Annotated in this window: 28 protein-coding genes and 1 tRNA gene; 21 read left to right on the top strand and 8 right to left on the bottom strand. The window is 70.3% G+C overall.

Annotated features, from left to right (window positions below; all coding sequences use genetic code 11):
* Positions 1-52: 52 nt before the first annotated feature.
* The gene (locus JOD67_RS00375) at positions 53-919 is read left to right on the top strand and encodes an aminoglycoside phosphotransferase family protein (protein WP_307782217.1); all 867 of its coding nucleotides are present in this window, start codon (positions 53-55) and stop codon (positions 917-919) included.
* Entirely contained in the window at positions 916-1707 is a 792-nt protein-coding gene (locus JOD67_RS00370; protein ID WP_205113768.1) for a class I SAM-dependent methyltransferase, read from the top strand. The genes JOD67_RS00375 and JOD67_RS00370 overlap by 4 nt, the downstream gene beginning before the upstream one ends.
* 1 nt (position 1708) lies before the next feature.
* Here JOD67_RS00370 and JOD67_RS00365 read toward each other — a convergent pair whose 3' ends face one another.
* Positions 1709-2539 carry a phytanoyl-CoA dioxygenase family protein gene (locus JOD67_RS00365; RefSeq protein WP_205113766.1) on the bottom strand — a complete coding sequence of 277 codons (831 nt, stop codon included), beginning with the start codon at positions 2537-2539 and terminating at the stop codon, positions 1709-1711.
* An 81-nt stretch (positions 2540-2620) separates the two neighbouring features.
* Here JOD67_RS00365 and JOD67_RS00360 point away from each other — a divergent pair, with 81 nt between their 5' ends.
* From JOD67_RS00360 to JOD67_RS00335, 6 genes are all read left to right on the top strand, one after another.
* Positions 2621-3700 (top strand): sulfite oxidase, encoded by a 1080-nt coding sequence (locus tag JOD67_RS00360; RefSeq protein WP_205113764.1) that lies wholly within the window; start codon positions 2621-2623, stop codon positions 3698-3700.
* A gap of 300 nt (positions 3701-4000) precedes the next feature.
* Positions 4001-4864, top strand: coding sequence for an STAS domain-containing protein (locus JOD67_RS00355; protein ID WP_205113762.1), 864 nt, complete (start codon positions 4001-4003; stop codon positions 4862-4864).
* A 26-nt stretch (positions 4865-4890) separates the two neighbouring features.
* Positions 4891-5268, top strand: a complete 378-nt coding sequence (locus tag JOD67_RS00350; RefSeq protein ID WP_205113759.1) for an STAS domain-containing protein — start codon at positions 4891-4893, stop codon at positions 5266-5268.
* Positions 5258-5668, top strand: a complete 411-nt coding sequence (locus tag JOD67_RS00345) for an anti-sigma regulatory factor (protein ID WP_205113757.1) — start codon at positions 5258-5260, stop codon at positions 5666-5668. Before JOD67_RS00350 ends, JOD67_RS00345 begins: the two co-directional genes overlap by 11 nt.
* Positions 5661-6284 (top strand): SpoIIE family protein phosphatase, encoded by a 624-nt coding sequence (locus JOD67_RS00340; protein ID WP_205113755.1) that lies wholly within the window; start codon positions 5661-5663, stop codon positions 6282-6284. Before JOD67_RS00345 ends, JOD67_RS00340 begins: the two co-directional genes overlap by 8 nt.
* Entirely contained in the window at positions 6281-7714 is a 1434-nt protein-coding gene (locus JOD67_RS00335) for a PP2C family protein-serine/threonine phosphatase (protein ID WP_205113753.1), read from the top strand. The genes JOD67_RS00340 and JOD67_RS00335 overlap by 4 nt, the downstream gene beginning before the upstream one ends.
* 12 nt (positions 7715-7726) lie before the next feature.
* Here the strand turns inward: JOD67_RS00335 and JOD67_RS00330 are convergent, their stop codons facing one another.
* Positions 7727-8038: a hypothetical protein gene (locus tag JOD67_RS00330; protein WP_205113751.1), complete on the bottom strand. Its 312-nt coding sequence runs from the start codon at positions 8036-8038 to the stop codon at positions 7727-7729.
* 229 nt (positions 8039-8267) lie between these two features.
* Between JOD67_RS00330 and JOD67_RS00325 the strand changes: the two genes are divergently transcribed.
* Positions 8268-8753 carry a hypothetical protein gene (locus JOD67_RS00325; protein ID WP_205113749.1) on the top strand — a complete coding sequence of 162 codons (486 nt, stop codon included), beginning with the start codon at positions 8268-8270 and terminating at the stop codon, positions 8751-8753.
* Here the strand turns inward: JOD67_RS00325 and JOD67_RS00320 are convergent.
* Complete coding sequence (locus JOD67_RS00320) at positions 8750-10093, bottom strand: serine hydrolase domain-containing protein (protein WP_205113747.1); 1344 nt, start codon at positions 10091-10093, stop codon at positions 8750-8752. The genes JOD67_RS00325 and JOD67_RS00320 overlap by 4 nt on opposite strands.
* A 158-nt stretch (positions 10094-10251) precedes the next feature.
* Here JOD67_RS00320 and JOD67_RS00315 point away from each other — a divergent pair, with 158 nt between their 5' ends.
* The 7 genes from JOD67_RS00315 (at position 10252) to JOD67_RS00285 (ending at position 17536) form a co-directional block, all read left to right on the top strand.
* Complete coding sequence (locus JOD67_RS00315; protein ID WP_205113745.1) at positions 10252-11253, top strand: hypothetical protein; 1002 nt, start codon at positions 10252-10254, stop codon at positions 11251-11253.
* Positions 11207-11301: transfer RNA gene (locus JOD67_RS00310), tRNA-Sec, on the top strand. The genes JOD67_RS00315 and JOD67_RS00310 overlap by 47 nt, the downstream gene beginning before the upstream one ends.
* A gap of 18 nt (positions 11302-11319) precedes the next feature.
* Positions 11320-13044 (top strand): selenocysteine-specific translation elongation factor, encoded by a 1725-nt coding sequence (gene selB, locus JOD67_RS00305; protein WP_205113743.1) that lies wholly within the window; start codon positions 11320-11322, stop codon positions 13042-13044.
* Positions 13045-13074: 30 nt separating this feature from the next.
* On the top strand, positions 13075-13890 hold the full coding sequence (locus JOD67_RS00300; protein ID WP_205113740.1) for a CE1 family esterase: 816 nt from the start codon (positions 13075-13077) through the stop codon (positions 13888-13890).
* Positions 13891-13996: 106 nt separating this feature from the next.
* Positions 13997-15748, top strand: coding sequence for an exo-alpha-sialidase (locus tag JOD67_RS00295; protein WP_205113738.1), 1752 nt, complete (start codon positions 13997-13999; stop codon positions 15746-15748).
* Between the two features lie 202 nt (positions 15749-15950).
* A complete protein-coding gene (locus JOD67_RS00290; RefSeq protein WP_205113736.1) occupies positions 15951-16325 on the top strand; it encodes a YciI family protein in 375 nt (124 codons plus the stop codon).
* Positions 16322-17536, top strand: coding sequence for an RNA polymerase sigma factor (locus tag JOD67_RS00285; RefSeq protein WP_372442317.1), 1215 nt, complete (start codon positions 16322-16324; stop codon positions 17534-17536). The genes JOD67_RS00290 and JOD67_RS00285 overlap by 4 nt, the downstream gene beginning before the upstream one ends.
* Here JOD67_RS00285 and JOD67_RS00280 read toward each other — a convergent pair.
* Positions 17528-20230 carry a helix-turn-helix transcriptional regulator gene (locus tag JOD67_RS00280; protein WP_205113734.1) on the bottom strand — a complete coding sequence of 901 codons (2703 nt, stop codon included), beginning with the start codon at positions 20228-20230 and terminating at the stop codon, positions 17528-17530. The genes JOD67_RS00285 and JOD67_RS00280 overlap by 9 nt on opposite strands.
* 112 nt (positions 20231-20342) lie before the next feature.
* Here JOD67_RS00280 and JOD67_RS00275 point away from each other — a divergent pair, with 112 nt between their 5' ends.
* Positions 20343-21131 carry an SDR family NAD(P)-dependent oxidoreductase gene (locus JOD67_RS00275; protein WP_205113731.1) on the top strand — a complete coding sequence of 263 codons (789 nt, stop codon included), beginning with the start codon at positions 20343-20345 and terminating at the stop codon, positions 21129-21131.
* Positions 21132-21277: 146 nt separating this feature from the next.
* On the opposite strand, the gene JOD67_RS00270 is transcribed toward JOD67_RS00275, so the two are convergent.
* Together JOD67_RS00270 and JOD67_RS00265 are read right to left on the bottom strand one after the other, a co-directional pair.
* Positions 21278-21439, bottom strand: a complete 162-nt coding sequence (locus JOD67_RS00270) for a hypothetical protein (protein ID WP_205113729.1) — start codon at positions 21437-21439, stop codon at positions 21278-21280.
* Positions 21440-21521: 82 nt separating this feature from the next.
* The gene (locus tag JOD67_RS00265) at positions 21522-22082 is read right to left on the bottom strand and encodes a helix-turn-helix domain-containing protein (protein ID WP_205113727.1); all 561 of its coding nucleotides are present in this window, start codon (positions 22080-22082) and stop codon (positions 21522-21524) included.
* 39 nt (positions 22083-22121) lie between these two features.
* Here JOD67_RS00265 and JOD67_RS00260 point away from each other — a divergent pair, with 39 nt between their 5' ends.
* The 3 genes from JOD67_RS00260 to JOD67_RS00250 all read left to right on the top strand — a co-directional run bounded on the left by JOD67_RS00260 (position 22122) and on the right by JOD67_RS00250 (position 23807).
* Positions 22122-22640, top strand: a complete 519-nt coding sequence (locus tag JOD67_RS00260) for a GNAT family N-acetyltransferase (RefSeq protein WP_205113724.1) — start codon at positions 22122-22124, stop codon at positions 22638-22640.
* A 31-nt stretch (positions 22641-22671) separates the two neighbouring features.
* A complete protein-coding gene (locus JOD67_RS00255; RefSeq protein ID WP_205113722.1) occupies positions 22672-23205 on the top strand; it encodes a pyridoxamine 5'-phosphate oxidase family protein in 534 nt (177 codons plus the stop codon).
* A gap of 77 nt (positions 23206-23282) precedes the next feature.
* Complete coding sequence (locus tag JOD67_RS00250; protein ID WP_205113720.1) at positions 23283-23807, top strand: hypothetical protein; 525 nt, start codon at positions 23283-23285, stop codon at positions 23805-23807.
* Here JOD67_RS00250 and JOD67_RS00245 read toward each other — a convergent pair.
* Both JOD67_RS00245 and JOD67_RS00240 read right to left on the bottom strand, forming a co-directional pair.
* On the bottom strand, positions 23804-24457 hold the full coding sequence (locus JOD67_RS00245; RefSeq protein ID WP_205113718.1) for a response regulator: 654 nt from the start codon (positions 24455-24457) through the stop codon (positions 23804-23806). The genes JOD67_RS00250 and JOD67_RS00245 overlap by 4 nt on opposite strands.
* On the bottom strand, positions 24454-25569 hold the full coding sequence (locus JOD67_RS00240; RefSeq protein WP_205113716.1) for a sensor histidine kinase: 1116 nt from the start codon (positions 25567-25569) through the stop codon (positions 24454-24456). Before JOD67_RS00240 ends, JOD67_RS00245 begins: the two co-directional genes overlap by 4 nt.
* 243 nt (positions 25570-25812) lie before the next feature.
* On the opposite strand from JOD67_RS00240, the gene JOD67_RS00235 reads away from it, so the two are divergent.
* Entirely contained in the window at positions 25813-26298 is a 486-nt protein-coding gene (locus JOD67_RS00235; RefSeq protein ID WP_205113714.1) for a DoxX family protein, read from the top strand.
* Positions 26299-26356: the final 58 nt, after the last annotated feature.

The following is a 26356-nucleotide window of genomic DNA, read 5'->3' as shown; positions in this document are numbered from 1 at the left end:
AACGATAAACCGGCGTGACGGCCAGCGCGAACTCCGCTTAGGCTGACCGATTGTGCCCCAACACGAGCTCGTCGACTTCGTCAACGAGCGAGCTGGTTGTGGACTCGAGCTGATCGGCATCGCCCCGCAAGGACAGTCCGGCGGTGCCGCGTTCGTCCGCTGGCCCGACGGCCACCAGAGCGTCGTCACCACCGCGATGGCCTCGCTCGATCACATGCGCCAGACCGCCGAGATCCTCGCGTACGCCAAGGGCCTCGGGCTCCCCGTGCCACACCACGAGCTCCTGCTCCCGCGCGACGACGGACTGGTCGCCGTCGTCCAGGAACGCCTTCCCGGCAAGCCGATCGCCGCGTCCGACGCGTCGACCATCGACGCGATGGTCGCGTTGAACGAACGGTTCGCCCATCTGCTCGCCGACCGGACCGACGTGCCGATCCCGCCCCTCTGCCTGCGCGAGAGCGGCGACCCCGTACCGAGGCACGAGCCGCTCGAGCAGCACAGCGACCGGAGCCGCCGCCTGCTGAAGCGGATCAAAGAGCTCGGCGCGGCGGACATCCACGAGATGGACGGCGACGACCTCGTGCACGTCGACCTCACCGTGCCCAACATCCTCTTCGACGACGAGGGCAACCTCAGCGGCGTCGTCGACTGGAACTTCGGCGTCGCCCGCGGCGACCGCCGCTTCGGCCTGGTCAAGCTGCTGTTCGACCTCACCTGGGCGGCCGGGTCGCCCGGCGAAGAGCAGGCGCCGCGGCCGGACGCACTCGAACGTGCCGCCGAGGCGGTCGACGCCATCGAGCCGGAGAAGCTGAAGCTGTACTGGGCGCACTGGACGCTCGCGATGCTGTACTGGACGATCCGCTCGGGCTACGAAGAAGTGATCGCCATCCATCTCGACCTCGGTGAGAGCAGGCTATGAGCTGGCAGTGGGATCCGACGCTCTACGAGGGCAGTGCCGAGTACTACGCCGTCGGCAGAATGCCTTACCCACAAGCGATCGCGGACGCCATCCGCGACGCACTGGACCTCGACGGCACCGGCGGCTACCTCGACATCGGCTGCGGTCCGGGCTCGCTCACCACCCTGGTCGCGCCGCTGTTCGAACGCGCCACCGGCGTTGACGCCGACCAGGGCATGATCCGCGTCGCCAAGGCCAACGCGCCCGAGATCGACTGGCGCTGCATGCGCGCCGAGGAGCTCCCCGCAGACCTCGGCGACCAGCGGCTGATCACGTTCGCCCAGTCGTTCCACTGGTTCGACCGCCCGCTCGTCGCCGGCATCGTGCGCGGCATGCTCCAGCCCGGCGGGGCGGTCGTGCACGTCGGCGCCACCACGCACGAGGGCATCGAAGGAAGTACGACGCCGCGCGACGAGATCCGCGGGCTCATCACGGAGTACCTCGGCAGCACGCGCCGCGCCGGCCAGGGCGTCCTCACCGACGGGACCGCGGGCGGCGAGAACGCCATCTTCGCCGCGGCCGGCTTCGACGGCCCGCAGGTCGTCGAGGTCGAACGAGGCGAGCTGCTCGAACGCAGCGAGGACCAGATCGTCGCGTCCGTCTTCTCGCTGTCCGGCGCCGCGCCGCACCTGTTCGGCGACCGGCGCGAGGCGTTCGAACGGGACCTGCGCCAGCTGCTCCGCGACCACAGCCCCGAGGGCACGTTCGTCGAACGCGCCCGCGGCATCACGCTGAGCGTCTGGCGCTGACTCACCAGGGATCGACGCCGAGCAGCTTCCTGCCGAGGTCCGACATCGCCGCGATCTGCAGCTCGTTGTACAACCCCGCCGCGGGCTTGCTGCCCGCGCCGTGCGGGTGGTCGTCGCGGACGTACCGCAGGAACTGCGCCACCCGCGCCGTCGGCCGCCGGTTGTGCGAGGCGCCGTGCGGCATCAGGTGGTGCAGCAGCGCGAAGTCGCCGGCCTCGCCGGTCACCTCGACGCTCTGCAGGTGGTGGATCTGCTTCCAGTCGTTGTGCAGGTGCCGGCCCTGCGGGTCGGCGCGCGACTCCGACTCGACGATCCGGTGGCCGCCGGGCACGACGTGGATGCCGCCGCCGTCAGGCTGGACGTCGGTGAAGTAGAAGCAGCCGCCGAGCTGGACTTCCTTCAAGGTGAACAGGAAGTTGTCGAGGTCGGTCGGTACGGACGCGTCGATGTGCAGCGTCTGGCTGCGGGAATTGTCCCGTTGGTCGTCGTTGCGCACGGTGATGCCGATCGAGCCGTCGAACGAGCGCAGCCGGTGGGACTGGAGCAGCTGGGCGACGACCGCGTACAACTTCTCGTTCTGGAACAACGGGATGAAGTCCGGCGAGTCGTAGGTGTGGTTGCCCGGCGTGAAGTGCGGCTTGATCCGGCCGGAGGCGACATGCCAGTGCTCGGGGATGTCGAGGTTGGGCGGGATCAGGCCGAGGATCAGGTTGCGGTAGTACTCGGCCTCCTCCTTGGAGAACACGCCCTTGACGAGGAAGTAGCCCTGCTCCCAGAACTGCTCGACCTCGGAGTCGCTGAGTACCTGCGGGAGGTTGATCGTGTCGGTCACCACATCATCAGACGAGCACGACGCGGTGCCTGTCAACGAAAGGTGCGCAACCGGTCACGGCCGGCGGCTTACCATCGGGCCATGGACCTGCTGGCCAAGGGCTCGGTGACGGGCGAGGGGATCACCCGGGACGAGCTGCGGCTCGCCGCGCGCAACCACGCGCTGCCGCTCGAGGCGCTGCGGTACCCGATCACGCCGGTGGGCCTGCACTACCTGCTGACCCACTTCGACATCCCGGTGGTCGACGCCGGCACGTACCGGCTCGAGGTCGGCGGGAACGTCGACCAGCCGCTGAGCCTGTCCATGGACGACCTGCGTGCCCGGGAGCGGCTGACGGTGCCCGTGACGTTCGAGTGCGCCGGGAACGGGCGGGCGCTGCTCGAGCCGCGCCCGGTCAGCATGCCGTGGCTGACCGAGGCGGTCGGCACCGCCGAGTGGGGCGGTACGCCGCTGAAGCCGCTGCTCGACGAGGCGGGCGTCCAGGCGAACGCGATCGAGGTGCTGTTCACCGGCCACGACCGTGGCGTGGAGGGCGGGGTCGCCCAGACGTACGAGCGCTCGCTCCGGCTGACCGACGACGCCGTCGAGCAGGCCCTGCTCGTCGACGAGATGAACGGCGCGCCGCTCCCGCCCCAGCACGGCTTCCCGCTGCGGCTCGTCGTGCCCGGCTGGTACGGCATGGCGAACGTCAAGTGGCTCGCGCGCATCACGCTGCTCGCCGAGCCGTTCGACGGCTACCAGAACAAGGTCTCGTACCGCATGTACGACAACGACGGCGTCCCCGGCGAGCCGCTGCACCGGATGCTGCCGCGCTCGCTGATGCTCCCGCCCGGCGTGCCGGAGTACATGACCAGGCGGCGCCACCTGGCGCCCGGCCCGGTGACGCTGACCGGGCGGGCCTGGTCGGGGCGCGGCCCGATCGAGCTCGTCGAGGTGTCCGTCGACGGCGGCGCCACGTTCGCCGCGGCCGAGCTGGACGAGCCGCTCGGCCCGGCCGCCTGGCGCGGCTGGCGCTTCGGCTGGGACGCGTCCGCCGGCGAGCACGTCCTCTGCCCGCGGGCGACCGACGCCGCCGGCAACGTCCAGCCGGTCGAGCCGATCTGGAACCCCAAGGGCTACGTCAACAACGCGGTCCAGCGGCTCGACGTCACCGTCGCCTGAGCCGTTGCCCAGAGCTTTCCCAGAAGTTGCACATCGGGGTAGCTCAGAGTGGTGTTGGCCGAGCGTTCCAGTAGCCCAGGTCCCCAACCGCCCGACTGGAACGCTCGGCTCCCTCTGTCCGCAAGACCCACGCCGGGCTGGCCGGAAATCGCCAGCTCCGGGGGTTTGGTACCGGGCATTGAGTGGGTACGGGGCGGTTTCGGACGAACCGGTACGTCGCCGCTTGGGCTTGCCCAGGTACCCCCTCACCAGGCGAGACGGTAAGGTCCCGTCGAGATCGCATGGGTAGGAGGACGGTAGATGTCCGGCGAACGATCCACCGAGAGTCTGCTGCCGGAGCTCGTCGAGCACCTGAGGCAGAACCGCACGTTCCTGCGCGAGGAGTGGGCGCGCCGGATCACCGACACTCGCCTGCTGACGGCGATGACGCCAGAGGAGATCTTCTCCGAGGCGACGTCGGTGTACGACAACTACGTCGAGGTGCTCGAGACCGGTAGCGTCGAGGCGCTGCAGGACTACGCGCGCGACCTGTCCGAGCGGATCATCCCGCGAGGCGTCGAGACCGACGAGGTCCTCGGCATCGTGCTGCTGCTGCGTGACGTTCTCGCGCGCAGCCTGTTCGAGAAGTACCAGGGCGACTTCGAGCTGCTGAACCGCGTGCTCGACGCGTACGAGCCGGCCGCGAACCGGATCGCGAACACCGTGGGCGTCTCGTTCGTCCAGGAGCGCGAACGCGTCATCCGCCAGCAGCAGGAGGCCATCCGCGAGCTGTCGACGCCGGTCCTCCAGGTCCGCGAACGACTGCTGATCCTCCCGATCATCGGCGTGCTCGACGGCCAGCGCGCCCGGCAGCTCACCGAGCAGCTGCTTCGCGCGATCCGCGGCAACCGCGCGAAGGTCGTCGTCATCGACATCACCGGTGTGCCGGAGATCGACTCCACGGTCGCGAACCACCTGGTGCAGACCGTCGACGCGTCCGGCCTGATGGGCGCGAACGTCATCATCACCGGCCTGTCCTCGGAGATCGCGCTCACGCTGGTGACGATCGGCGTCGACCTGTCGAAGATGAACGCGGTCGGTGACCTGCAGGGTGGCATCGAAGAGGCCGAGCGCCTGCTCGGCTACGAGGTCAGGCACGCCGGGCAGTCCTCGGACTCCCGATGATCACGCTCGGTGGTGTGTGAGCGGCTATGCCGGTACCTATTCTCAAGCAGGGCACGTACCTCATCGCGTCCATTCAGGCGGCGATGTCGGACACCGATGCCCAGCGCCTGCAGGACGACCTGATGGAGCAGGTCGGACGGTTCCGTTCGACCGGCATCATCGTCGACGTCACGGCGATGGACGTGATGGACTCCTTCGCCGCCCGCTCGCTCCGGACCATCTCGCACATGACCAGCCTGCGTGGCGCCGCGACCGTGATCGTCGGGATCCAGCCCGAGGTGGCGTTCGCGATGGTCCAGCTCGGCATCACGTTCGAAGACATCACGACCGCCCTCGACTTGGAAGAAGGTTTAGCGCACCTCAACCGGCGCGGTACTGGCGTAGGCCGCACTGATGGCCGCTGAGATGGTCGTACGAGTCGCGCACCCGGACGACATCGTGGCGGCTCGTCAGGCCGGGCGTGAGCTCGCCTCCCAGCTCGGCTTCTCCCTCACCGACGTGACGATGATCGCGACCGCGATCTCGGAGGTGGCGCGCAACATCACCAGCTACGCCGACCACGGCGAGATCCGGTTGTCGATAGTGCAGCGGGCCGGTCGCAGCATGCTCGAGGTCAAGGCCGTCGACTCCGGCCCCGGCATCGCGAACACCGACCAGGCGCTGCAGGACGGTTACTCCTCCGGCGGTGGCCTGGGCCTCGGACTGCCCGGAGCGCGCCGCGTGATGGACGAGTTCATTATCGACTCGATCGTGGGCCAGGGCACCACCGTGACCATGCGGATGTGGGCACCCCGACATGCGTGACTCGGGGCAGGTCGGCGCGATCGAGTGGGCGATCGCGGGACGGCCGATGCCCGGCCAGGACGTCTCCGGGGACCAGTACGTCGTGGTCGACGCGGGCGACTCCGCGTTGCTCGCCGTGATCGACGGGCTCGGGCACGGCCCGGTCGCGGCGGAGGCGGCGTTCGAGGCGATCAAGGTGCTCAACGCGAACGGCGGCGAGCCGCTCGACGCGCTCATGTACCTGTGTCACCAGTCGCTGGCCGAGACCCGCGGGGTCGCGATGACGCTCGCCAGGTTCTCTCTCGACGACGGTGAGCTCACCTGGCTCGGCGTCGGCAACGTGCTCGGCGCGGTGCTGCGGAACGCGCCGGTGGGCTCGACGAGCCTCGCGGTCGCGCTCGTCGGCGCCGGCATCGTCGGACATCAGTTGCCGCCCACCATGCACATCCGTGGCGTGACCATGCATCCTGGCGATGTGCTGCTACTCGGAACCGACGGCCTGCGCCCGCATTTCATCGAGGATCCGCCGCTCGCCCAGGAGGTGCCGAGTCTGGCGGACGACATCCTGATCCGTTGCCGGAAGGAAACCGACGACGCGCTGGTGCTCGCCGCGCGCTACCGGGGCCTCGCCCGATGACGCTCGAGTCGCTGGCGTTCGAGACCGCGTACGAGACCGCGCTCGCCGTGTACGTACGCGACACCACAGACGGCGCGCACGACGAGGAGAGCCTCGAACGAGCGCACGAGCTCGGCCGGCAGGCGCTGGCCGACAACTTGTCCGTGCTCGACATCTCCGAGCTGCACCACCGGACGATCTCCCGGCTCGTCCGCGAGGCTCCGTCGGGGGCCGACGCCGCGGCGATCTGGGAGGCGGCGCTGCCGTTCCTGCTGCAGAGCCTCGCCGCGCTGGACATGGCGACCCGCGGCTTCGTCGAGGCGGCGGAACGGATCAAGGTCGAGCGGGCGCACGTCAGCCACCTGCACGCGCTCGCGCAGTCGTTCGTCGACGCGTCGGTCGAGGTGCCGGTGGGTGAGCGGCTCCTGCAGCTCGCCAAGAGCGGCGCCCAGCTGCTGTCCGCGGACGGCGCCACCGTGCAGCTGAGCAACCAGGAAGCGACCGTCGGCGACATCCCGCCGCGCACCGAAGGCTTCCCCAAGCTCCCCGGGGCCGACACCGCGCGAGGCATCTGGGACGACCAGGAGCCGTACCTCTACTGGCTGGCGGCGGCCGCGCACGACGGCTTGTTCGCCGTCTGGCGGCGGACTCCGTACACCGCGTTCGAGGAGGCTGTCTTCGCGCAGTTCGGGCAGCTCGCGGCGGCCTCGCTGGGCAACACGCTGCTGTACGAACGCGAGCACAACACCGCGCTGACGCTGCAGCAGTCGCTGATGCCGGCCAAGGTGCCGTCGCCGAACGGGCTCAACATCACGATGGAGTACAAGCCGAGCAGCGCGCACAGCGGCGTCGGCGGCGACTGGTGCGACGTGATCCAACTGCCCGGTGGGCGTACCGGACTGGTGATCGGCGACGTGATGGGGCACGGCGTCGGCGCGGCCGCGTTCATGGGCCAGCTCAAGGTGGCGATGCGCGCGTACGCGACCGAGGGGCACGCGCCGTCGGAGGTGCTCGACCGCACCGACCGGCTGATCCCCGCGATCGGCGGCGAGCGGATCGCGACCGTGATCTACGCGATCCTCGAGCCTGACGGCCGGCTCGTGTACGCGAACGCCGGGCATCCGCCGCCGCTGGTGACCGTGCCGAGCGCGCGGCGGCCGTTCCTGCTGACCGACGGGCTCTCGGTGCCGCTCGGTACGGGCATCGTCGGCGCCGAGATCATCCGGCCGAGCCACGAGACGCGGTTGGAGCACGGGTCGACGTTGCTGCTCTACACCGACGGGCTGATCGAACGGCGAGATCGCTCGATCGACGAGGGGCTGGAAGCGCTGCGGGAGTTGATGGATCGGCCGGAGCTGCCGATCGACCAGCTGTGCGGTCAAGCCTTGAACGCGGCGATCGACCAGCCGAACCAGGACGACATCTGCATCCTGGCCGTGCACCGGCCCTAGCTCGGCTTGCTTCTAGAGGCCCAGGTGTCTGGTCCGGGCCTTGTTCCAATCGGCGGCGCGGACGATCTGCTTCGCCGTGAGCCCGGTCGCGCGTTCGAGCTCCTCGCCCCAGACACCGCCCGGCCAGGCCTGCTGGACCGCGCGCGACACCTTGCCCGCCCAGAGCTCCTCGTCGGCGTACGCCCGTTCCCGAATCGGCGCGGCGAGCTCGTTGAAGTGGTCCTTGTCGCAGGCGACCAACGTGCGAAGGCCGTCTTGGAGTGGATCGGTCGGATGCAGGAACGAAGAGTCCTGCACCACCTCGCGAATCCCGTCCGCAGTCACGCTCCGCCCGCACACGCCACAGCGGTTTTGGGTCGGAGTCGAGCCCCCAGGTAACTCGACCATGGGCGCATGTCTACTCCGGTAACCATCTCTCGGCAAGGCGCAATCGTTCGTCGGAAAGTTCCCGCAGGACGGGATTGATGTGGGATCGGTTCCCTATCGCGCGGTCGTTTCGGCTGTGAGCAGAATTCTCCGTGCTGCTTGACGATTCTTTCCTAGTCTTGCCGCCATGCCCGCCGTAGAGCCCTTGGCCGGAAACGCCGCCGGAGTGCCGTACGTTGCGTTCCCTCCCGCTGGCGGAGCGCGACCAAACGCACCCATGATCGTGGCCTGGCACCCGTTCGATCCGCCGCGTTCGGAGACCGCGCTCGCCGCCGCGTTGCCGTTGGACGGCGTCGACGCGTGGCGGTTCTACGTCGGGCTCCCGCTCTCCGGGAAGCGCCTCCCGAATGGTGGGCTGGACGGCCTGATGGAGCTCATCCTGGACGACGCCGTGTTGCGCGTGCACGGGCCGGTTTCGACGCAGGCGGTGGCGGAGTTCGGGCCGGCGTTGGCCACTGTGCGGTCCGAGTACGGGATCGAGGCGGGTCCGCTCGGGTTGCTCGGCGGCTCGCTCGGCGGGGGCTCGCCGCGCTGGACGGGTCCGCAGACCGCGGACGCGGCGGCGGTGGAGCGGCTCGCGACCGAGTGGTTCGCTCGGCACCTGGACAGTTAGAGCTTCTCGCAGGCGACGTCCTGGCCGTTCTGCACAAACGTGAGCTCGCCGTTCGCGAGGCGCAGCATGGTCTCGGTCTCGTTCGCGCCGAACTGGAACGCGCCGTCCTTGGTGTGGCCGAGCGGGCTGAAGTCCATCGGTGCCTGGCCGGCGAACGTGACGCTCAGCGCGGTGTCGGCGGGCTCGACGGTGAACTCGAAGCCGGCTCGGAGTCGGAACGTGCCGGAGCAGGCGGCGAGCTCGTCGTCGTGCGGCGGGTCCGGCTCGTCGAGCTCGGTGGGGTAGTCGGGCCAGCCCTGGGCGGCGGCGATGGCGACGTACGCGCGCTGGACGACCCAGCCGCCGTTGTCGGAGTTCGTCATCACCGCGGCGCCGAGGCCCTCGTCGCGGTAGGCGAGCAGGTGGCAGCGGAAGCCCTCGTTCCCGCCGCTGTGCCCGAACCTCGGCGCGCCGTCGGTGGTGAGGAACGGCCCGAGCCCGAGCGCGTTCAGCCCACCGATCCGGTCGGACGCGATCACCTGCGGGGTGAGCATCTCGGTGGCCAGCCGCTGGGAGATCAGCGCGCCGTCGGCGCCCGCGTACGCGGCGCGGACGGCCTGGGCGTACTTGCAGAGGTCGACCGGGGTCGTCCAGAGGCCGGCGGTCGCCTGCTCGGGGTAGACGTGCCAGCCGCCCTCGACCGGGTCGCCATCCTGGTGGTGCGCGGTGGCGAGGACGTCGTGGACGTCCTTCGGCGCGGGCTGGGTGTAGTCGCTGTCGGTCATGCCCAGCGGGTCGAGCACGAGCTCGCGCATGAGGTCGGCGAACGGCGTCCTGGTGACGTCCTCGAGCAGGAGCTGCATGGTGAGCGTGCCGCCGCCGGAGTAGCGGAACTGGGTACCGGGGATAGTGTCGACGCGGACGCCGAAGGTGTTGGCGGGGTCGACGCCGGTCAGGATCTGCACGGTGGTGGGGAGCTGGTCGGTGCGCTTGTAGCCGGGGAACCCGGAGGTGGTGAGCCCGGCCGAGTGGCTGGTGAGGTGCCGCAGGGTGACGACGGGCTGCCAGTCGGAGTTGCGGGGGAGCCGCCAGGACGTTAGCTTGGCGTTGATGTCCTCGTCCAGGTCGAGCAACCCGCGGTCGACCAGCCGCAGCATCGCGAGCGCGGCGATCGGCTTGCTGATCGAGCACGCCTGGAACCGGGTCCGGGCGCTGACCGGCGTCGGGTCGCCGTTGGTCTGCACGCCGAGCTGGCCCTGGAGGGCGATCTCGCCGCCGTCGATCACCGCCCAGCTCACGCCCGGGACGCCGAACGCTTTGCGGGACTCTTCGATCGCGGGCACGAAGCTGGGATCGGTCATGCACGGCACTATGACGTCAATACGACGTCAGGTCAAGGTCATACTGACGTCAAAGTCCGGACTCGGTAGCCCGAACGGCTGAGGCTTTCGCCTGCGCTGCGCGAGCCTTCACCCGTTCGGTGGAGTCGGCTTGCCGGCCTTCCGGCCAAGCTCGAGCTATGAAGAACTGGCGGAGTTGGGTGCCGTACGTCGCGGTGGTCTGGGTGGTCGGGTACGGCGCGGTGCGGGCGTGGTGGGCGCTCGGGCACGCGCCGACGTTCCAGGTGATCGACCGGGAGTCGTACTTCGACGCGCCGTGGCTGCCGGTGGGGCTCGCCGTGGGCGCGACGGTGGCGAGCGTCCTCGCGGTCCGTGGTCGGTCGCCGTGGGTCAGCGCGATCCTCGGGTGGCTCGCCGGCGCGGGGCTGGTCGCGTACTCGTTCCTGTTCGCGCTGAACCTCGCCTCCGTGCTGATCCAGTGGGGGACCGACGTCGTCGGGCTGGTCGCCCGCGGTTCTGGTGTGGTCGCCGGGGTGCTCACGATCCTCGTCGCGATCGATGCCCAACGGCAGGCGCGGGGCGCATGCGCCGAGTGCGGCCGGGTGCACGGCCGTTCGCCGGAAAGCCGCATCTCGCCGACGCCGTGGTGGGGGTGGGTCGCCGGGTACGCGGCGATGGCCGGCTGCCTGTCCCGCTTCGGCGCGCAGGCGATCACCGGCTTCCCGGGACAGGACGTCAGCGCGCTGTTCACGCCACTGGTCAACCCGTTCACGGTGTTCGCGTTCCTGATGTTCGTCGCGGGGACGTTGCTGCCGCTCGCGCTCGTGCATCGCTGGGGGCGGATCTGGCCGCGGTGGGTGCTCCCGTTCGCCGGCCGGAACGTGCCGCGCTGGCTGGTCATTGTGCCCGCTCTGCTCGTGGGCGGTGGCATGACTGGCTACTTCGGCCTCGCCGGCATCCATTCGACGATCACCCAGGGCGTCGGCGTGTACCCGGTGTGGTGGGCGTTCGCGGTCATCGGCGGCTACACGGTCTGGGGCGTCGGCCTGCTGGTCGCCGCGCTGTCGTACTACCTGCTCACCAAGCCGGTCCACGCCGTGCCCCAGGACGAGCCGACAGAATGGGCCGATGCAGGGAGGCGTCTCCGGTCTGGTGGCCGGCCCGGTCTTCAACACCGGTGAGCGGCAGCAGCTGTCGCTGGCGGGTTCGATTCCCGTCCGCCTCCGCCACCTCTCGAGGCGAGCGCCATGCAGGTCGTAGCCACCGCCGGGCACGTCGACCACGGCAAGTCCACGCTGGTCCGGGCGCTCACCGGGATGGAGCCGGACCGGTGGGCGGAGGAACGGCGGCGCGGGCTCACCATCGACCTCGGGTTCGCCTGGACCACGCTGTCGACGGGCAAGCAGCTCGCGTTCGTCGACGTTCCGGGGCACGAACGGTTCGTCCCGAACATGCTCGCCGGCGTCGGGCCCGTCCCGGCCTGCGTGTTCGTCGTCGCGGCCGACGAGGGCTGGATGCCGCAGTCCGCTGAGCACCTCGCGGCGCTGGACGCGCTGGCGGTCGGCCACGGGCTGTTGGTGATCTCCCGGTGCGACCTCGCGGAGCCGGACTCCGCACTGGAGCAGGCGAGACGGCACCTCGCTGGGACGTCTCTGGCCGACATTCCCTCGGTCGCGGTGAGCGCGAAGACCGGCGCGGGGATCTCCGACGTTCGGGCTGCGCTCGCTTCGCTCCGGCTGCCCGTTCCCGATGCTGCTGCCGACGTGCGGCTGTGGGTCGACCGGTCGTTCTCGGTACGGGGCGTCGGCACCGTGGTCACCGGCACGCTCGCCGCGGGAACGTTGCGGGTCGGCGACGAGCTCGAGCTGCACGGCGAGCGCGTGATGGTGCGCGGGCTGCAGTCGCTCGAGAGCGAGGTCGACGTGGCGACGGCCGTCGCGCGCGTGGCGGTCAACCTCCGCGGCCTCGAACGTTCGGCGGTCGGCCGTGGTGACGCGCTCCTCACCCCGGACTCCTGGTGGACCACGGACACGATCGACGTTCGGCTGCGGACGTTCGAAGACCTCCCGCGCGAGCTCGTCCTCCACCTCGGCTCCGCGGCCGTGCCGGCGCGGGTACGACCACTCGACGCGACCACCGCGCGGCTTCAGCTCGCCAAGCCGTTGCCGCTGCGGGTCGGTGACCGGGCGCTGCTCCGCGATCCCGGCCGGCATCTCATCGCCGCGGGGCTCGAGGTGCTCGACGTTCACCCACCGGCGCTGCGGCGACGCGGTGCCGCCATCGAACGGGCCGCCGCGCTGGCCGAGTTCGACGCCGCGGCGTCGCAGCTGCGCGACCGGACCTTCGTGCGCGCCGCCGAGCTGCGCGCCATGGGCCTCGAACCCACCGGCCGGCAGCTCGCCGGTGACTGGCTCGTCGATTCCGAGGCGTGGTCGCGACTCTTGGACCGGGCAAGAACGGAATTCGCAAGCTGGCAAGGCGAAAACCCGCTCGCCGGCGGGATCCCGATCGAGGTGCTGCGTCAGCAGCTCGACGTTCCCGCCGAGGTCGTGCCCGAACTCATCGACGAGGCCGGCCTGACCGAGGCGAAGGGTCTCCCGCGCGAACTCGACGTGCTCGTCCGCATCGTCGAGCGCGAGCTCGTCGCGGACCCGTTCGCGGCGCCGACCGCCGATCGGCTGGCCGAGCTCGCGCTCGGGCCACGGGAGCTGGCGGTCGCCGCCCGCGCCGGCCGGCTGGTGCGGCTCGCCGACACCGTCGTGCTGCTGCCCACCGCGCTCGACCGCGCGCTCGAGATGCTCGGCGAGCTGCCGCAACCGTTCACGCTCAGCCAGGCGCGCGAGGCGCTCGGCACCACCCGACGCGTCGCGCTCCCGTTGCTCGAGCTGCTGCACAAGCAGGGCCGGACCGGTCGGCTGCCGGACGGGACGCATCGGGTACGGAACTGGCCGGTTCAGGACGGGATGTCCTGACTCGGCAGCGTTCGGGGTTCATACTGCGGCGTGCCTCAAACGACCCGGTCCGTTGCGTCCGTCGTAGTTGTCCTCGGTGTCCTCCTCGCCGCCCTCGTCGCGGCACCCGTAGCGAACGCGGCCGGATCGGCTGGCTGCGGCAAGGCGGTGACGCCCGGCACGTTCAACCGGAGCATCACGGTGAACGGCGTCAAACGCACGTACCTGATCGCGATCCCCGCGAGCGTCAAGCCGTCCACGCCGGTGCCGGTGATCATGGGGCTGCACGGCGGCAGCGACACTGCGCAGAACGCGAATCGCTATATGGGCTTGACGAACAGCTATCCCGCGCTCTACGTCTACCCGCAGGCGCCGTACTGGCCCGAGGCCGGTGGCGTGGGCTGGAACGTCGACCCGGCGGGCGTCGACTTCCCGTACTTCGACGCGCTGGTCGCCGAGCTCAAGGCGAAGCACTGCGTGGACCCGGCCCGGTTCTTCGCGGCGGGCAAGAGCAACGGCGGGTTCATGGTGAACTCGCTCGCCTGCTACCGGCCGGGCATGTTCCGCGCGATCGCGCCGGTGGCCGGCGGTGGGCCGCAGACGTCCTCGTGCCGGCAGGGCATCGCGGCGATGATCGTGCACGGCTCGGCGGACCAAGTGGTGAAGATCGAGGCCGGGCGGTGGAGCCTGGAGTACTGGCTGCACATGAGCGAGTATCAGGGCACCGACCCGATCGCGACCAAACCGGCGCCGTGCGTCCGCTGGCCGGGCGTGACCCGCCGGGTGTACTGGTGCCAACACAGCGGCGCCCACATCTGGCCCACCTGGGCCGGCGGCGGCATCCGCGGCTTCTTCCTCACGGTCTGAGCGGGTCCACACCCTCCTAGCCGATTGCGGTCGGCGGGGTGTCGCGCGGCCGTTACGACGTGGTAAGCCACGTTGTAATGCGTCCTCCACCCGTGGGAGGTTCATCGTGCGACGGCTCCTTCGCCTGCTCGTTCCGCTCGTGACCCTGGCCAGCCTCACGGTGGCCGTCGAACCTCCAGGAGTGGCCGTGGCCGACTCGCCCGGCAACCTCTTCTACACACCCGAGACGTCCGCGGAGTCCAACGCGTACGCGCGGATGATCCGGCTGCGGCACGCCGGGGCGCAGAACGGGCAGCTGCTGGGGACGTTCGAGCACTGGTTCGAGGACGGCCGGGCGTCGGAGTTCGTCATCCGTTCCAGCAAAGACGACGGCGCGACCTGGTCGACCCTCGCCCGCGTCGGCGACGACGAGACCGGGCCGGGCCACCCGGTCGCGCGGATGTGGCAGCCGTACCTGTTCGAGTTCCCGCGCGCGATCGCCGGCTACCCGGCCGGCACGCTGCTGCTCGTCGGCAACAAGGTCCCGGCGGACGGCTCGTACACCGAGTTCTTCGCCTGGCGCTCCACCGACCACGGCGTCACCTGGACGCCGATCGGGGAGGTGCAGCGGGGCGGGACGTTCGGGCGCGGGATCTGGGAACCGTTCCTCACCCTCGACGACCGTGGCCGGCTGCTCATGTACTTCGCCGACGAGCGCGACGCACCCGACCACAGCCAGATGATCGTGCACACCGTCTCGACCGACGGGGGCGAGACGTGGGGCCCGGTCGTCCGCGACGTCGCGAGCGCCGTGGCCGGCGATCGGCCGGGCATGCCGACCGTGGTCAAGCTCGGCGACAAGCGGCGGTACGTGCTCGCGTTCGAGGTCTGCGGGCGGCCGCACTGCGAGGTGCGGCTGAAGTTCTCGAACGACGGTGCGCGCTGGTCGCCCGCCACCGACCTCGGCCTTCGCCCCGAGTCGTCGGACGGCCGCTACCTCGGCCACAGCCCGTACGTCACCTGGGTGCCGACCGGTGGGGGCCGCGGCCAGCTCGTCCTCGCGGGCCAGCACGTCTTCTCCACGGTCGGCGACGACCTGACCGGCGAGGACTATCGCGCCGTCCTTCTCAACACCGGCGACGGCACCGGCCGGCGGGACTGGGCGCCGGCGCCGTGGCGGATCTCGAACGCCTCGCCCAGCTGTAACGCCAACTACAGCCCGGCGCTGATGCCCGACGGCGCACCGGGCGTGCTCCGGCTCAGCGCCCCGACGAGCACCGGCGCGTCCGGCCCGTGCGGCGAGGCGACCGGGACGGCGAGCGTCGGCGTGCTCCCGTTCACCGACGCGTTCGCCACGAACGGGGACGCCGGCTGGAACACCTACGGCGGGTGCTGGGCCGTCGACGCGGGGACGTACGTCGAGTCCTGCGGCGGCGGGGTCGGCCCGAAGGCGCTGACCGGTTCGACGGGCTGGGCGAACTACACGATCAGCGCGGACGTACGGATCACGTCGGCGGCAGGGAACGCCGGAGTGCTCGCCCGCGTGAGCGATCCGTCCGACGGCGCGGACTCGCACCACGGGTACCACGCGTTCGTCGACCTCGCCTCGCAGCAGCTGACGATCGCGCGGCAGGAGTACGCGTACGTGCCGTTCGTCTCGGTGCCGGTCAGGGGCGGGGTGCGATCCGGCGACTGGTATCGGCTGTCGTTGCGGGTCGACGGGAGTCGGCTGACCGCGACGCTGCGCCCTTCTGCGGGTGGGGAGGCGACGACGGCCACGTTCACCGATCCGTACGACTCGTTCCCCACCGGGATGGCCGGACTCCGCAACCACGCGGGCACGGCGTCGTACCGCAACGTCGAGGTGACCCCGAAGTAGTCCGGCCGGCCCTGGCTTGGGTGGGAGCCAAGGCCGGCCAAGCGCCGCGCCGGGGCGGGATCGTTTTAGGGCACGGACCCCGGCGCGGCGGTCCCTCGACACGTTCAAGAGTGCGCCCCAAGCCAAGGCCCGAGCATCGGCAACACCTGCCCATGTCGGCGAGCCAGCTGCCTACATCTGGTTCGGTGAGACAATCGGGCCCGTGAAGTATCTGATCATGCTCTACTCCAACCAAGCGCTGCGGGACTACTGGATGTCGATCCCGGAGGACCAACGGACCGCGGGCGGGCATCACGAGCTGATCCAGAAGCTCAACGAGACCGGCGCGTTGATCGTGTCCGAGGCGCTGCCCGGGCCCGATGCGGGCAAGCGGGTCTCCGTACGCGACGGTCAGGTCACCGCGACGTCGGCGACCGACGGGCCGTACGCGGAGGTCAAGGAGTTCCTCGCCGGGTTCTACCTGATCGAGTGCGAGAGCGAGCAACGCGCGATCGAGTACGCCGGGATGCTGCCCGAGGCGGAGTGGGGCATGGTCGAGGTTCGCCCGATCCTGGATCTCAGCGCGATCGGGCTGTGACCATCGAGGGTGGGTACGTCGAGGGGCAGCTCCGCGAGCTCGCGCCGCAGGTGCTCGCCGCGGTCGTCCGCCACCATGGCGACTTCGACGCCTGCGAGGACGCGGTGCAGGAGGCGCTACTCGCGGCCGCCACGCAGTGGCCTTCCGAAGGGGTGCCCGCGAATCCCAAAGGCTGGTTGATCACCGTGGCCTCGCGCCGCCGGATCGAGGTCTGGCGGAGTGAGGCCGCTCGGGTGCGCCGCGAGGAGGCGGTCGCGGCGCTCGCGCCCACCGAGGTGGCCAACGTGTCGTCCGTTGACGACACGCTGCTTTTGCTCTTGCTGTGTTGCCATCCCGAGCTCACCAGCCCTTCGCAGGTCGCGCTGACGTTGCGTGCGGTGGGTGGCCTGACGACGGCGGAGATCGCCCGCGCGTATCTCGTGCCCGAGGCGACGATCGCCCAGCGGATCTCGCGCGCGAAGGCGCGGATCAAGGCGAGCGGCGCGGAGTTCCGGCTGCCGCCGAACGCGGAGCTGCCCGAACGGCTGGCGTCGGTGCTGCACGTTCTGTACCTGATCTTCAACGAGGGCCACACCGCCAGCTCCGGCGCCGCGCTCAACCGGGTCGAGCTGAGCGGTGAGGCGATCCGGCTGGCCCGCCAGCTGTGGGCTCAGCTGCCCGACGAGGGCGAGGTCGTCGGTCTGCTCGCGTTGCTGCTGCTCACCGATGCGCGGCGGCCCGCACGCACCACGCCAGAAGGCGATCTGGTCGCGCTCGCCGAGCAGGACCGCGCGTTGTGGGACCGCGCGGCGATCGCCGAGGGCATCGCGCTGATCGAGGCGACGCTGCCGACCGCGATGCCCGGCCCGTACCAGCTGCAGGCCGCGATCGCCGCCGTACATGACGAAGCGGCGACGTACGACGACACCGACTGGGAGCAGATCCTCGGGCTGTACGACATCCTCGACCTGCTCGCGCCCGGTCCGATGGTCACGCTCAACCGCATCGTCGCGCTCGCGATGGTGCAAGGACCCCTTGCGGGGTTGGAGAAACTCGCCGATGTGGAGAACGAGCCCGCGCTCGCCGGGCACCATCGCGTGGAGGCCGTCCGCGCGCATCTGCTCGACCTCGCCGGCGACCACGAGGCCGCGCGGGTGCACTATCGCCTTGCTGCCAAGGCAACACTCTCAGCACCGGAGCAGCGCTACCTCGAGGGCCGCGCGTCACAGTAGGGCCGCGAGCTCCGACCGCGAGCTGATGCCGAGCTTCGGGTACGCCTTGTACAGGTGGTACGCGACCGTTCGCGAGCTGAGGAACAGCTGCGCGGCGATGTCGTTGTTCGACATCCCTTGCGCGGCGAGCTGGCTGATCTGCAGCTCCTGTGGCGTCAACGCCGCGAGTACGTCGGACGCCGCCGTCCGCGTGACCGCCGCACCCGCCGCGCTCAGCTCGCTGCGCGCCCGCGCCGCCCAGGGCCCGGCGCTGAGCTCCTCGAACGCCTGCAACGCCGACGTCAGCTGCTCGCGGGCGTCGGTCCGCCGGCGCGCGCGGCGCAACCATTCGCCGTACAGCAGCTCGGTCCGCGCTCGTTCGAACAACCGCGACTTGTCGTCGTGCAACGTCAACGCACGTTGGAAGTGTGGCTCGGCGTCCTGCTCGGTCAGCGCCAGACAGCGCGCGTACAGGGCCTCGATCCACGGCCGGCGCATGGCCTTCGCGTACCGGCCGTACAGCTCGAGCGACGCCGTCACCTCCTCGACCCGGCCGAGCCGCGTCGCGGCCTCCACCAGGTCGGGAACGGCGCGCAGGTTGGCGTTCTGGTGTCGCGTCGGCCCGGATGCCAAAGCCTGCAAGCGATCGAACGCGCCCTGGATCCGTCCGAGTCCGAGGTCGAGCAACGCCTGCGCGAACTGCGCCCAGGTCGCGCCCGCGGCCGTCACGCCCAACGACAGTCGCAGCCCGGCCTCCTCGGTGTGCCGCTGGCAGGCGACCTCGTCGCCCTGCATCGCTGCGACGTACGCCAGCGCGCCGGACGCGTAGCTCACCCACAGCGGCTGCCCGGTGTCGCGCGCGATCGCGATCCCCTCGGTGGCGGCGATGCGCGCCTCGCGCCGGTTGCCCAGCACCGCGTGCAGCAGCGCGAGGTAGCCGAGCCCGGCCGGTAGCGCGTAGATCACGCCGGTGTTCCGCGCCTCGGCGACCAGCGCCATGGCGGCCTCGATCCCCTCGTCGTCGAGGCCGCAGATGAACGCCCGGCTCGTCACCTCGATGCGCCCGGTCGGACCCTTCGCCGCGGCGGTCGCGCGGGCGACCACGTCCTCCAGCGGCGGGTAGCCGTCGACGTCGCGACCCAGCGGCACGGCCATGCCCCACCGGGCCAGCCAGACCAGCGCGAGCCGTGGGTCGTCGGCGGGGAGCTGAAGGGTGTCGAACGCGTCGAGTGAGTCCGCGAGCAGCCGTTCGTCGGTCGGGGTCGCCCAGGCACAGTGCAGGGCGCGCATCAGCATCCAGAACGCGCGATCGGTGTCCTCGGCGGCGATCGCGCGGGCGCCTGTGGTCAGAAGCGTGTGCGCCCGGCCGAGCTCCCCCTGGGCGAAGTCGGCGCTCGCCTGGACCTCGACGAGCCGGGCGGTCAGCTCCGATTCGGTGGCGTCGCGGCTCGCGCGTTCGGCTCGCGCTCGGGCCCAGTCGAGCTGGCCGCCGTTCGCGCCGGCCTCGCAGGCGAGCGCGAGCCGGCGCACGGCCTGCTCGGTGGACTCGCTGAGCTGGGCGGACCGTTCGTACGCCGTCGCGGCGGCCACGTACCCGCTGCGCCTGAGCGCGCGGTCGGCGGCGTGTTCGAGCCCGGCGGCGACCCGTTCGTCCGGACCGGTCGCGACGAACGCGAGCTGCCAGGCCTCGCGGTCGACGTCGCCGCGATCCCGGTAGGCGGTGGCGAGGGCCTGGTGAGCGGCGATCCTCGGTGCGAGCGGTGCTCCGTGGTACGCGGCGGCGCGGAGCAGCGGGTGGCGGAAGACGAGAGCACCGCTCTCGAGCGAGAGCATCCCGCTGTCCTGGGCCGGTTGGAGATCGGTGATCTCGACCTGGAGCGCTGTCCCGGCCGGCCGGAGCACGGCGAGCTCGCCGGTGTCGTCGGCGGCGGCGAGCAGCAGCCAGGTCTGGGTGGTGGCGGGCAGGTTGCGTACCTGCTGGTGGAAGGCATCGAGCACGCGGTTGGTCAGCGGCATCGGGCCGGGCGGGGCGCCGGAGCTGGCGAGGACGGCCGGCAGCTCGAGCAGCGCGAGCGGGTTGCCGCGGGTGTCGTCGATCAGCCGTTGCCGGACCTCGGCGGGGAGATCGGCGTTCCGTTCGTCGAGCAGTGCTCCGGCGCTAGCCGTGTCGAGGCCGGCGAGGCGAAGCTCCGCGAGAGCACCGCTCGCGAACGTGGTCGCGTGCTCGCGGATCGCGAACAGCAGCACGACGCCCTCGCGATCCAGCCGCCTCGCCGCGAACCGCAAAGCCTCGGCCGACGCCCGGTCCAGCCAGTGCGCGTCGTCGACGAGGCAGACGACGGGTTCGTTCTCCGCCAGCTCGGCCAACAGCGACAGCACGCCCGCGCCGATCATGAACCGGTCGACGGCGCCGACCTCGCCGAGGCCGAACGCGCTCGTCAACGCCTCGCGCTGCCGGGCGGGGAGCGCGTCGAGCCGGTCCAGCGCCGGCCGCAGCAACAGGTGCAGGCCGGCGAAAGGCAGCTCCGACTCGAACTCCGTACCGCTCCCGCGCAACACCCGCAGGCCATCGGCCCGGTCGGCGGCGTACCGCAGCAGGGCGGTCTTGCCGATGCCCGGCTCGCCACGAAGGACCAACGCGCCACTCGTACCCGCGCGCGCTCCGTCGAGTAACGCGTCGATCGCTGCCTGTTCGTTCTCGCGACCGCGCAACACGGGCCGACCCTACCCGGAGCGGCGGAAGTACTGATGCCAGTGCGGATTCGCCCCTCGGCGGACGCGCCTAACGTCGTGGTCATCCGAGACAAGAGAGCTGAGGAACACCAAGATGTCCCTGCAGAACAAGAACGCGATCGTCTACGGCGCCGGCGGCTTCATCGGCGGCGAGGTCGCTCGCAAGTTCGCCCGGGAGGGCGCGCGCGTCTTCCTGGTCGGAAGGACCCAGGAGACGCTGGAGAAGGTGGCGGCGCAGATCGCCGAGGCCGGTGGCCAGGCGTCCGTGGCCGTGGTCGACGCGCTCGACGAGGCCGCGGTCGACCAGCACGCGCAGACCGTCGTCGACCAAGCGGGCAGCATCGACGTCTCGATCAACCTGATCAGCCGCGGCGACGTGCAGGGCATCCCGTTGATCGACATGACGACGGCGGACCTGCTGCGCGCGGTGTCGAACGGGCTGACGACGAACTTCATCACCTCGCGGGCGGCCGCGCGGCAGATGGTCAAGCAGGGTTCGGGGGTGATCCTCGCGCTGAACAGCGGTTCGGCGCACGGCAGCCCGATGATGGGGAGCACCGGTCCCGTCGACGCCGCGACCGACATCCTCGTCCGCAACCTCGCCCACGAGCTCGGCCCGCGCGGCGTCCGCGTGCTGGGGATCTGGACGGCAGGACTGCCCGAGACGTTCACCCTCGAACGGCTGAACGCGGTGAACTCGACCATGCAGCTGGACGAGGCGGGGCTGCAGGCTCTGTACCAGCAGCTCGACTCGATGCGGGCGACGAAGAAGTCACCGCGCCTCGCCGAGGTCGCTGCCACCGCGGCGTTCCTCGCCTCCGACGACGCGGGCGCGATCACGGGCACCTGGCTGAATGTGTCCAGCGGGATGTTTCAAGACTAGTTCTGCGAGCGGCGCCGCCTGTCCGGCCTATGTTGGTCTGGCCGCTGCTCACGCTGTCATACGTTCCCGGTGCTCCGCTGCTCGACAACCTGCACCAGTTCGGGATCTTCATGCTGCGGTGACGTTCGATCGCCGCCCCACTGACGTCACCTGACGTCGGCGAGCGTCAGCGGCTTGGCGATCCGGTCGAACCAGCTGGTGCGGGTGGCCTTCGCGGCGTTCTTGCTGGTCAGACGGGCCTTACGAGCCTTGGCGGCGAGCTCGGCGTTGCGGCAGGTGGCGAGCTTGGTGTGGGTGTACTCGTTCATCTCTGACTCCTTGTGGTCTTGTTGCTTGCTGATGACCACCACTATGACGTCATCATGACGTCATGTCAAGCCACGGATGACGTCAGCTGCGTCGCTTGGCCAGCGCGACCAGGTAGCGGCAGGTCTTCGGGGTGCGGTTGTGGAACACCGTGGGGGCGGGCGGACCGAGCTCGAGGCAGTCGCCGCGCTCCAGGGCGTGCGTGACGTCGCCGTCGGTGAAGTGCAGCTGGCCGTCGAGCATCCAGAGCTGCTGGTGCTTGAACGTGTAGGCGTCGGCCGGGAACGCGATCCGCGTTCCGGCCGGCAGCTCGACCTCGACCAGCTCGAGCGGGCCGGTCGTGGTGGGGGAGAGCGCGCGGCGGATATACCCGGTCTCCGGGTCGGTCCAGACGACCTGCTCCTCGGCGCGGACGAAGCGGCGCTCGCCCTCGGCGCGGGCGATCAGCTCCGACAGCGTCATGCCGAGCGCGGCGGTGAGCCGGCCGAGCAGGACGGCGGTGGGCTGCGCCTCGCCTCGTTCGATCTTGCCGATCATCGCGCGCGAGACGCCGGAACGGTCGGCGAGCGCGTTGGCGGACAGGTCGCGGTCCTGCCTGGCGTCGCGGAGGGCGGTGGCGAGGCTGGCGGAGAGCTCGTCGGGCATCTGTCGATTATAGGAGCAGAAGTCGCTACTATCGGCTACATGCTGCTGAGGGAAGCGGGGCTGGGCGACGCCGAGGCCTGCGCGGCGATCTACGCGCCGTACGTCCGCGAGACCGCGATCTCGTTCGAGACCTCGCCGCCCTCGGCTGCCGAGATGGCGCGCCGGATCGCCCGGGTCATGCACACGCACGCGTGGCTGGTGCTCGAGGACGCCGGCCAGGTCATCGGCTATGCGTACGGCGGACCGATGAAGGAGCGGGCGGCGTACCGCTGGTCCTGCGAGGTCTCGGTCTACCTCGAGCTCGGCCGGCGCCGGACCGGCGGCGGCCGGCTGCTGTACGAGGCACTGCTCGCCCGGCTCGCCGAGCGCGGCTACTGCACCGCGATCGCGGGCATGACATTGCCGAACGAAGCAAGCGAGGGCCTGCACAAGGCGCTGGGCTTCGAGCCCATCGGCGTCTACCGGAGGATCGGCTGGAAGCTCGGCGCCTGGCACGACGTCGCCTGGGTGCAGCGCCCCCTGGCCTGCGGCGACGACCCTCCTACCGAACCGCACTGATTCTGTCGGTGGGCTGTTGTAGGCAGGACTCATGAAATGGAACGACCTGGCCCGAGGCCAACCCACCCTCGCCGCGCTCGCCCACGACAAGCTGGTGAAGCCCGGCGTCCTGCTGGTCGGCACCGTGCGCAAGGACGGCTCCGCCCGCGTGAGCGGCGTCGAACCGCTGGTGCTGGACGGCGAGCTGTACCTGTCGATGATGCAGCGTTCGACGAAGGCGCTCGACCTCTACCGGGACCCGCGGATCACGATCCACAGCATCGTCACCGGACCCGAGGCGGCTGGCGAGGTCAAGCTCCGCGGCACTGTGCGCCTGGTGGAGGACCGCGAGATCCACGAACGCTACGCGACGGCGATGGCCGCCACGGCCGGGTGGCAGCCGGTCGTCGGGCACTTCGCGCTGTTCGCGATCGAGCTCGACTCGCTGACGTACGTCGGTTATGACGAGGCGACCGGCGCGCAGCATGTGGCTCAGTGGCCGTCGAACGAGGAGTACCTGCGGGAGACCATCAGCCCGACGAAGCTCGGCCCGAAGCGGTCCGTGCGTCGACTGACCTCGGCCTGACGTACGTTCCGCTGCGTACGTCGAATGCCGTTGCGTAGCGGACGATTCGCGGGCCGGCTCCCGGCATCGTTGCGGGCATGCCAACCACGACTCGTACCCGCCGCGTGTCGCCCGGCCTGTACAAGCTGCTGCTGACGACGCACGTCGCGGTCAGCGTGAGCTGGCTCGGGGTGGCCGCCTCCAAGCTCGCGATCGGCCTGATGATCGAGGCCGCGGACACCCAGGAGCGCGCGGACGCGCTGTTCCTCGCGATGGACGCGATCAACATCGTGTTCCCCGTCACCGCGGTCTCGACGCTGATCAGCGGCGTGGTGCTGTCGCTGTGCACGAAGTACGGCCTACTGCGCTACTACTGGGTCGCCACCAAGCTGCTGCTCTCGATCGCGGTGATCATCACCTCGGTCCAGATCGGCCCCCGTATCACCGCTCTCATGCAGAACGGCGTGCAGGAGGCGCCTTTGAGAGCACTGCTCGCGTTGACGATCACCCACGTGCTGATGCTGATCGCGGCAACGGTGCTGTCGACCTACAAGCCCTGGTCCCGCACCTGGCTGGGCCGTCGCCAGGCAGCCAAGCTGGTACGCGAGAAGGTCGCGGCCTAACCGGCGAGGCCAGATTGGTAGGCGAAGACGACCAGCTGCGCACGGTCGCGGGCGGAGAGCTTGATCATCGCCCGCGACACGTGCGTACGCGCGGTCGCGGGCGAGACCACCAGGCGTTCGGCGATCTCGTCGTTGCTCAGCCCTTCGCCCACCAGCGCGAGCACTTCGCGTTCCCGGTCCGTCAATGTGTTCAACTGCGGGTGCGGCTTGGGCGAGCGCGGCGACTGGGACACGAACTCCGCCACCAGCTTCCGCGTGATCGACGGCGAGAGCAGTGCTCCGCCTTCGGCCACCAGCCGGATCGCGCGCAGCAGCTCGGCGGGCTTGGTGTCCTTCAGCAGGAAGCCGCTCGCACCGAAGCGCAGTGCGTCGAAGACGTACTCGTCCAGCTCGAACGTCGTCAGCACGATCACCTTGGTGTCCACCAGCTCCGGGTTCGCCGTGATCCGCTGCGTCGCGACCAGCCCGTCGACCCCCGGCATGCGGATGTCCATCAGCATCACGTCCGGCCGGGCCGACTCCGCCAGCGCGACCGCCGCGAGCCCGTCCGCGGCCTCGCCGGCGAACGTCAGGTCGTCCTCGTTCTCCACCAACGTCCGCAGCCCGATGCGTACCAGGTCCTGGTCGTCCACGACGGCGACAGACGTCACGAGTTCCTCCCAGTGGGCAGCGTCGCGGTCACCGCGAAGCCCTCGGCGTCCGGGCCCGCGGCGAACGTTCCGCCCAGGCTGGTCACGCGCTCGCGCATGCCGGGGATACCACTGCCGCTGCCGGGCGACGGGGCACCGTTCACCGGGTTGCTGATCACGATCGTCACGGCACCAGTCTCGTACGTCAGGCCCAGCTTCGCGCGGTCGGCCCCGGAGTGGCGCAGAACGTTCGTCAACGCCTCCTGGACGATCCGGTACCCGGTGAGGTCGACGAGATCGGGCAGCGGGCGCTCGTCACCCGACGTCGAGAGCTCGATGCGTACGCCCGCGTCGTCCATCCGCTTGAGCAGACCGTTCAGCCGGCTGAGGCTCGGCGTGGGGGAGCGGTCGTCGTCACCGGTGCGGCGGACGACGGCCAGCGTGGCGCGGAGCTCCTCGAGCGCGTCCCCGCTCGTGCGGCTGATCGCCTCCAGCGCGGTCTGCGCCTGCTCCGGCTTCTTCGCCAGCACGTGCAGCGCGACGTCCGCCTGCATCTTGATCGCGGCGAGGCCGTGGCCGACGATGTCGTGCACCTCCTGCGCGACCCGGAGCCGTTCGTCGTCGACCCGCTGTCTGAGCGACTCGGCGCGTTCGCGGGTCTGGTTCTCCCGGTAGATGCGGATCGTCGTGCCGAGCGCGAACGGGACGACCACCCAGGCGGTCGCCGGGCCGAGGCCGGCGAAGCTGTTCAGTGCCGCGTCGTTCGTGAACAGGTGCGCCAGCAGCGCGAGCAGTACGAGGAAGCTCGCGGGCGCGGCCTGCGCCAGCGGCAGGTAGCGGGCGGCGGTGTACACGGCGACCACGAACGGCAGGAAGATCAGGCTGTACGGGTAGCCGATGATGAGGTACGTCGCCAGGAACGCCGCGCAGATCGCCAACGAGGGCAGCGGCCAGCGGCGCCGGAAGATCAGGCTGAGCCCGGTCCCGGCCGCCAGGACGAAGCCCACTGCGTCCATCGGGTGGTCCGGGTGGGTCCATCTGCTGAGCGCGCCGGACGATCCCATCGCGACGACCGTCAACAGGAGGGCCACGATCACGTCGAAGACCTGCGACCTCGCGCCCCTCATAGGCATTCGTGACCTCATCATGCTCATGCGCTCAATGCTCGTTGGTCGGCCTCGCCGGAACGTCCGCTGGCAAGCGACGCCTGGCGTACGTCTGCTGACGTAGGCGAGCGTCGTTCGGCCCGCCCGCGAGGCCTTCGACGTACGCCCGTCAACCTAGCAGCAGTGCCGCTTTCCAGCGGATTCACAGAACCCCTGTCCAGACGAGGCTTTTCGCAGTCGAGTTCACGCTTTCGTCGGAGGGTTTGAGAAATGTCTGCCATCACCGTTCAGAACGTTGCCGAGCTGAAGAACAAGGCGACCGAGATCCTGTCGCGCTACAGCATCGACATCATGCGGGTCAGCCTGGGCCTGGTGTTCATCTGCTTCGGGGTCTTGAAATTCATTCCCGGAGCGAGTCCGGCGGCCGCACTGGCCGTGGAGACAATCGAGAAGCTGACGTTCGGCATCGTGTCCGGAGACGCCGCACTGCTGCTGACGGCGGCGATGGAGACGTTCATCGGTCTCACGCTGGTGAGCGGCAAGCTGCTGAAGACCGGGCTGGTCGTGCTGGCCGTGGCACTGGTGGGGATCATGTCGCCGCTGGTGATCTCGTTCGGCGAGCTGTTCCCGACCGGGACGCCGACGCTGGCTGCCCAGTACGTGTTCAAGGACATCGTGCTGGCCGCGGCTGGCCTGGTGATCGGAGCGAAGGCGCTGGGTGCGCGGTTCGTTCCGTCGGCTACCAAGGTGGCCTAGTTGGTTCGGTCGGTCGTGGCCGAGTTCGCGCGCTCCAGGGCGTCGAACTCGGCCACGA

Source organism: Tenggerimyces flavus (assembly GCF_016907715.1).
GTDB lineage: Bacteria > Actinomycetota > Actinomycetes > Propionibacteriales > Actinopolymorphaceae > Tenggerimyces > Tenggerimyces flavus.
The sequence above is the reverse complement of the archived record's forward strand: the minus strand, read 5'-3'. Positions and strand labels throughout refer to the sequence as shown.

What these genes read in the sequence shown, in the direction of transcription:
- JOD67_RS00345 (WP_205113757.1), top strand. Translation starts at nt 5,258, where the DNA reads ATGGCCGCTGAGATGGTCGTACGAGTCGCGCACCCGGACGACATCGTG.
- JOD67_RS00255 (WP_205113722.1), top strand. Translation starts at nt 22,672, where the DNA reads ATGAAATGGAACGACCTGGCCCGAGGCCAACCCACCCTCGCCGCGCTC.
- JOD67_RS00270 (WP_205113729.1), bottom strand. Translation starts at nt 21,439, where the DNA reads ATGAACGAGTACACCCACACCAAGCTCGCCACCTGCCGCAACGCCGAG.
- JOD67_RS00370 (WP_205113768.1), top strand. Translation starts at nt 916, where the DNA reads ATGAGCTGGCAGTGGGATCCGACGCTCTACGAGGGCAGTGCCGAGTAC.
- JOD67_RS00335 (WP_205113753.1), top strand. Translation starts at nt 6,281, where the DNA reads ATGACGCTCGAGTCGCTGGCGTTCGAGACCGCGTACGAGACCGCGCTC.
- JOD67_RS00325 (WP_205113749.1), top strand. Translation starts at nt 8,268, where the DNA reads ATGCCCGCCGTAGAGCCCTTGGCCGGAAACGCCGCCGGAGTGCCGTAC.
- JOD67_RS00250 (WP_205113720.1), top strand. Translation starts at nt 23,283, where the DNA reads ATGCCAACCACGACTCGTACCCGCCGCGTGTCGCCCGGCCTGTACAAG.
- JOD67_RS00350 (WP_205113759.1), top strand. Translation starts at nt 4,891, where the DNA reads ATGCCGGTACCTATTCTCAAGCAGGGCACGTACCTCATCGCGTCCATT.
- JOD67_RS00265 (WP_205113727.1), bottom strand. Translation starts at nt 22,082, where the DNA reads ATGCCCGACGAGCTCTCCGCCAGCCTCGCCACCGCCCTCCGCGACGCC.
- JOD67_RS00240 (WP_205113716.1), bottom strand. Translation starts at nt 25,569, where the DNA reads ATGCCTATGAGGGGCGCGAGGTCGCAGGTCTTCGACGTGATCGTGGCC.
- JOD67_RS00275 (WP_205113731.1), top strand. Translation starts at nt 20,343, where the DNA reads ATGTCCCTGCAGAACAAGAACGCGATCGTCTACGGCGCCGGCGGCTTC.
- JOD67_RS00340 (WP_205113755.1), top strand. Translation starts at nt 5,661, where the DNA reads ATGCGTGACTCGGGGCAGGTCGGCGCGATCGAGTGGGCGATCGCGGGA.
- JOD67_RS00320 (WP_205113747.1), bottom strand. Translation starts at nt 10,093, where the DNA reads ATGACCGATCCCAGCTTCGTGCCCGCGATCGAAGAGTCCCGCAAAGCG.
- selB (WP_205113743.1), top strand. Translation starts at nt 11,320, where the DNA reads ATGCAGGTCGTAGCCACCGCCGGGCACGTCGACCACGGCAAGTCCACG.
- JOD67_RS00355 (WP_205113762.1), top strand. Translation starts at nt 4,001, where the DNA reads ATGTCCGGCGAACGATCCACCGAGAGTCTGCTGCCGGAGCTCGTCGAG.
- JOD67_RS00260 (WP_205113724.1), top strand. Translation starts at nt 22,122, where the DNA reads ATGCTGCTGAGGGAAGCGGGGCTGGGCGACGCCGAGGCCTGCGCGGCG.
- JOD67_RS00315 (WP_205113745.1), top strand. Translation starts at nt 10,252, where the DNA reads ATGAAGAACTGGCGGAGTTGGGTGCCGTACGTCGCGGTGGTCTGGGTG.
- JOD67_RS00360 (WP_205113764.1), top strand. Translation starts at nt 2,621, where the DNA reads ATGGACCTGCTGGCCAAGGGCTCGGTGACGGGCGAGGGGATCACCCGG.
- JOD67_RS00235 (WP_205113714.1), top strand. Translation starts at nt 25,813, where the DNA reads ATGTCTGCCATCACCGTTCAGAACGTTGCCGAGCTGAAGAACAAGGCG.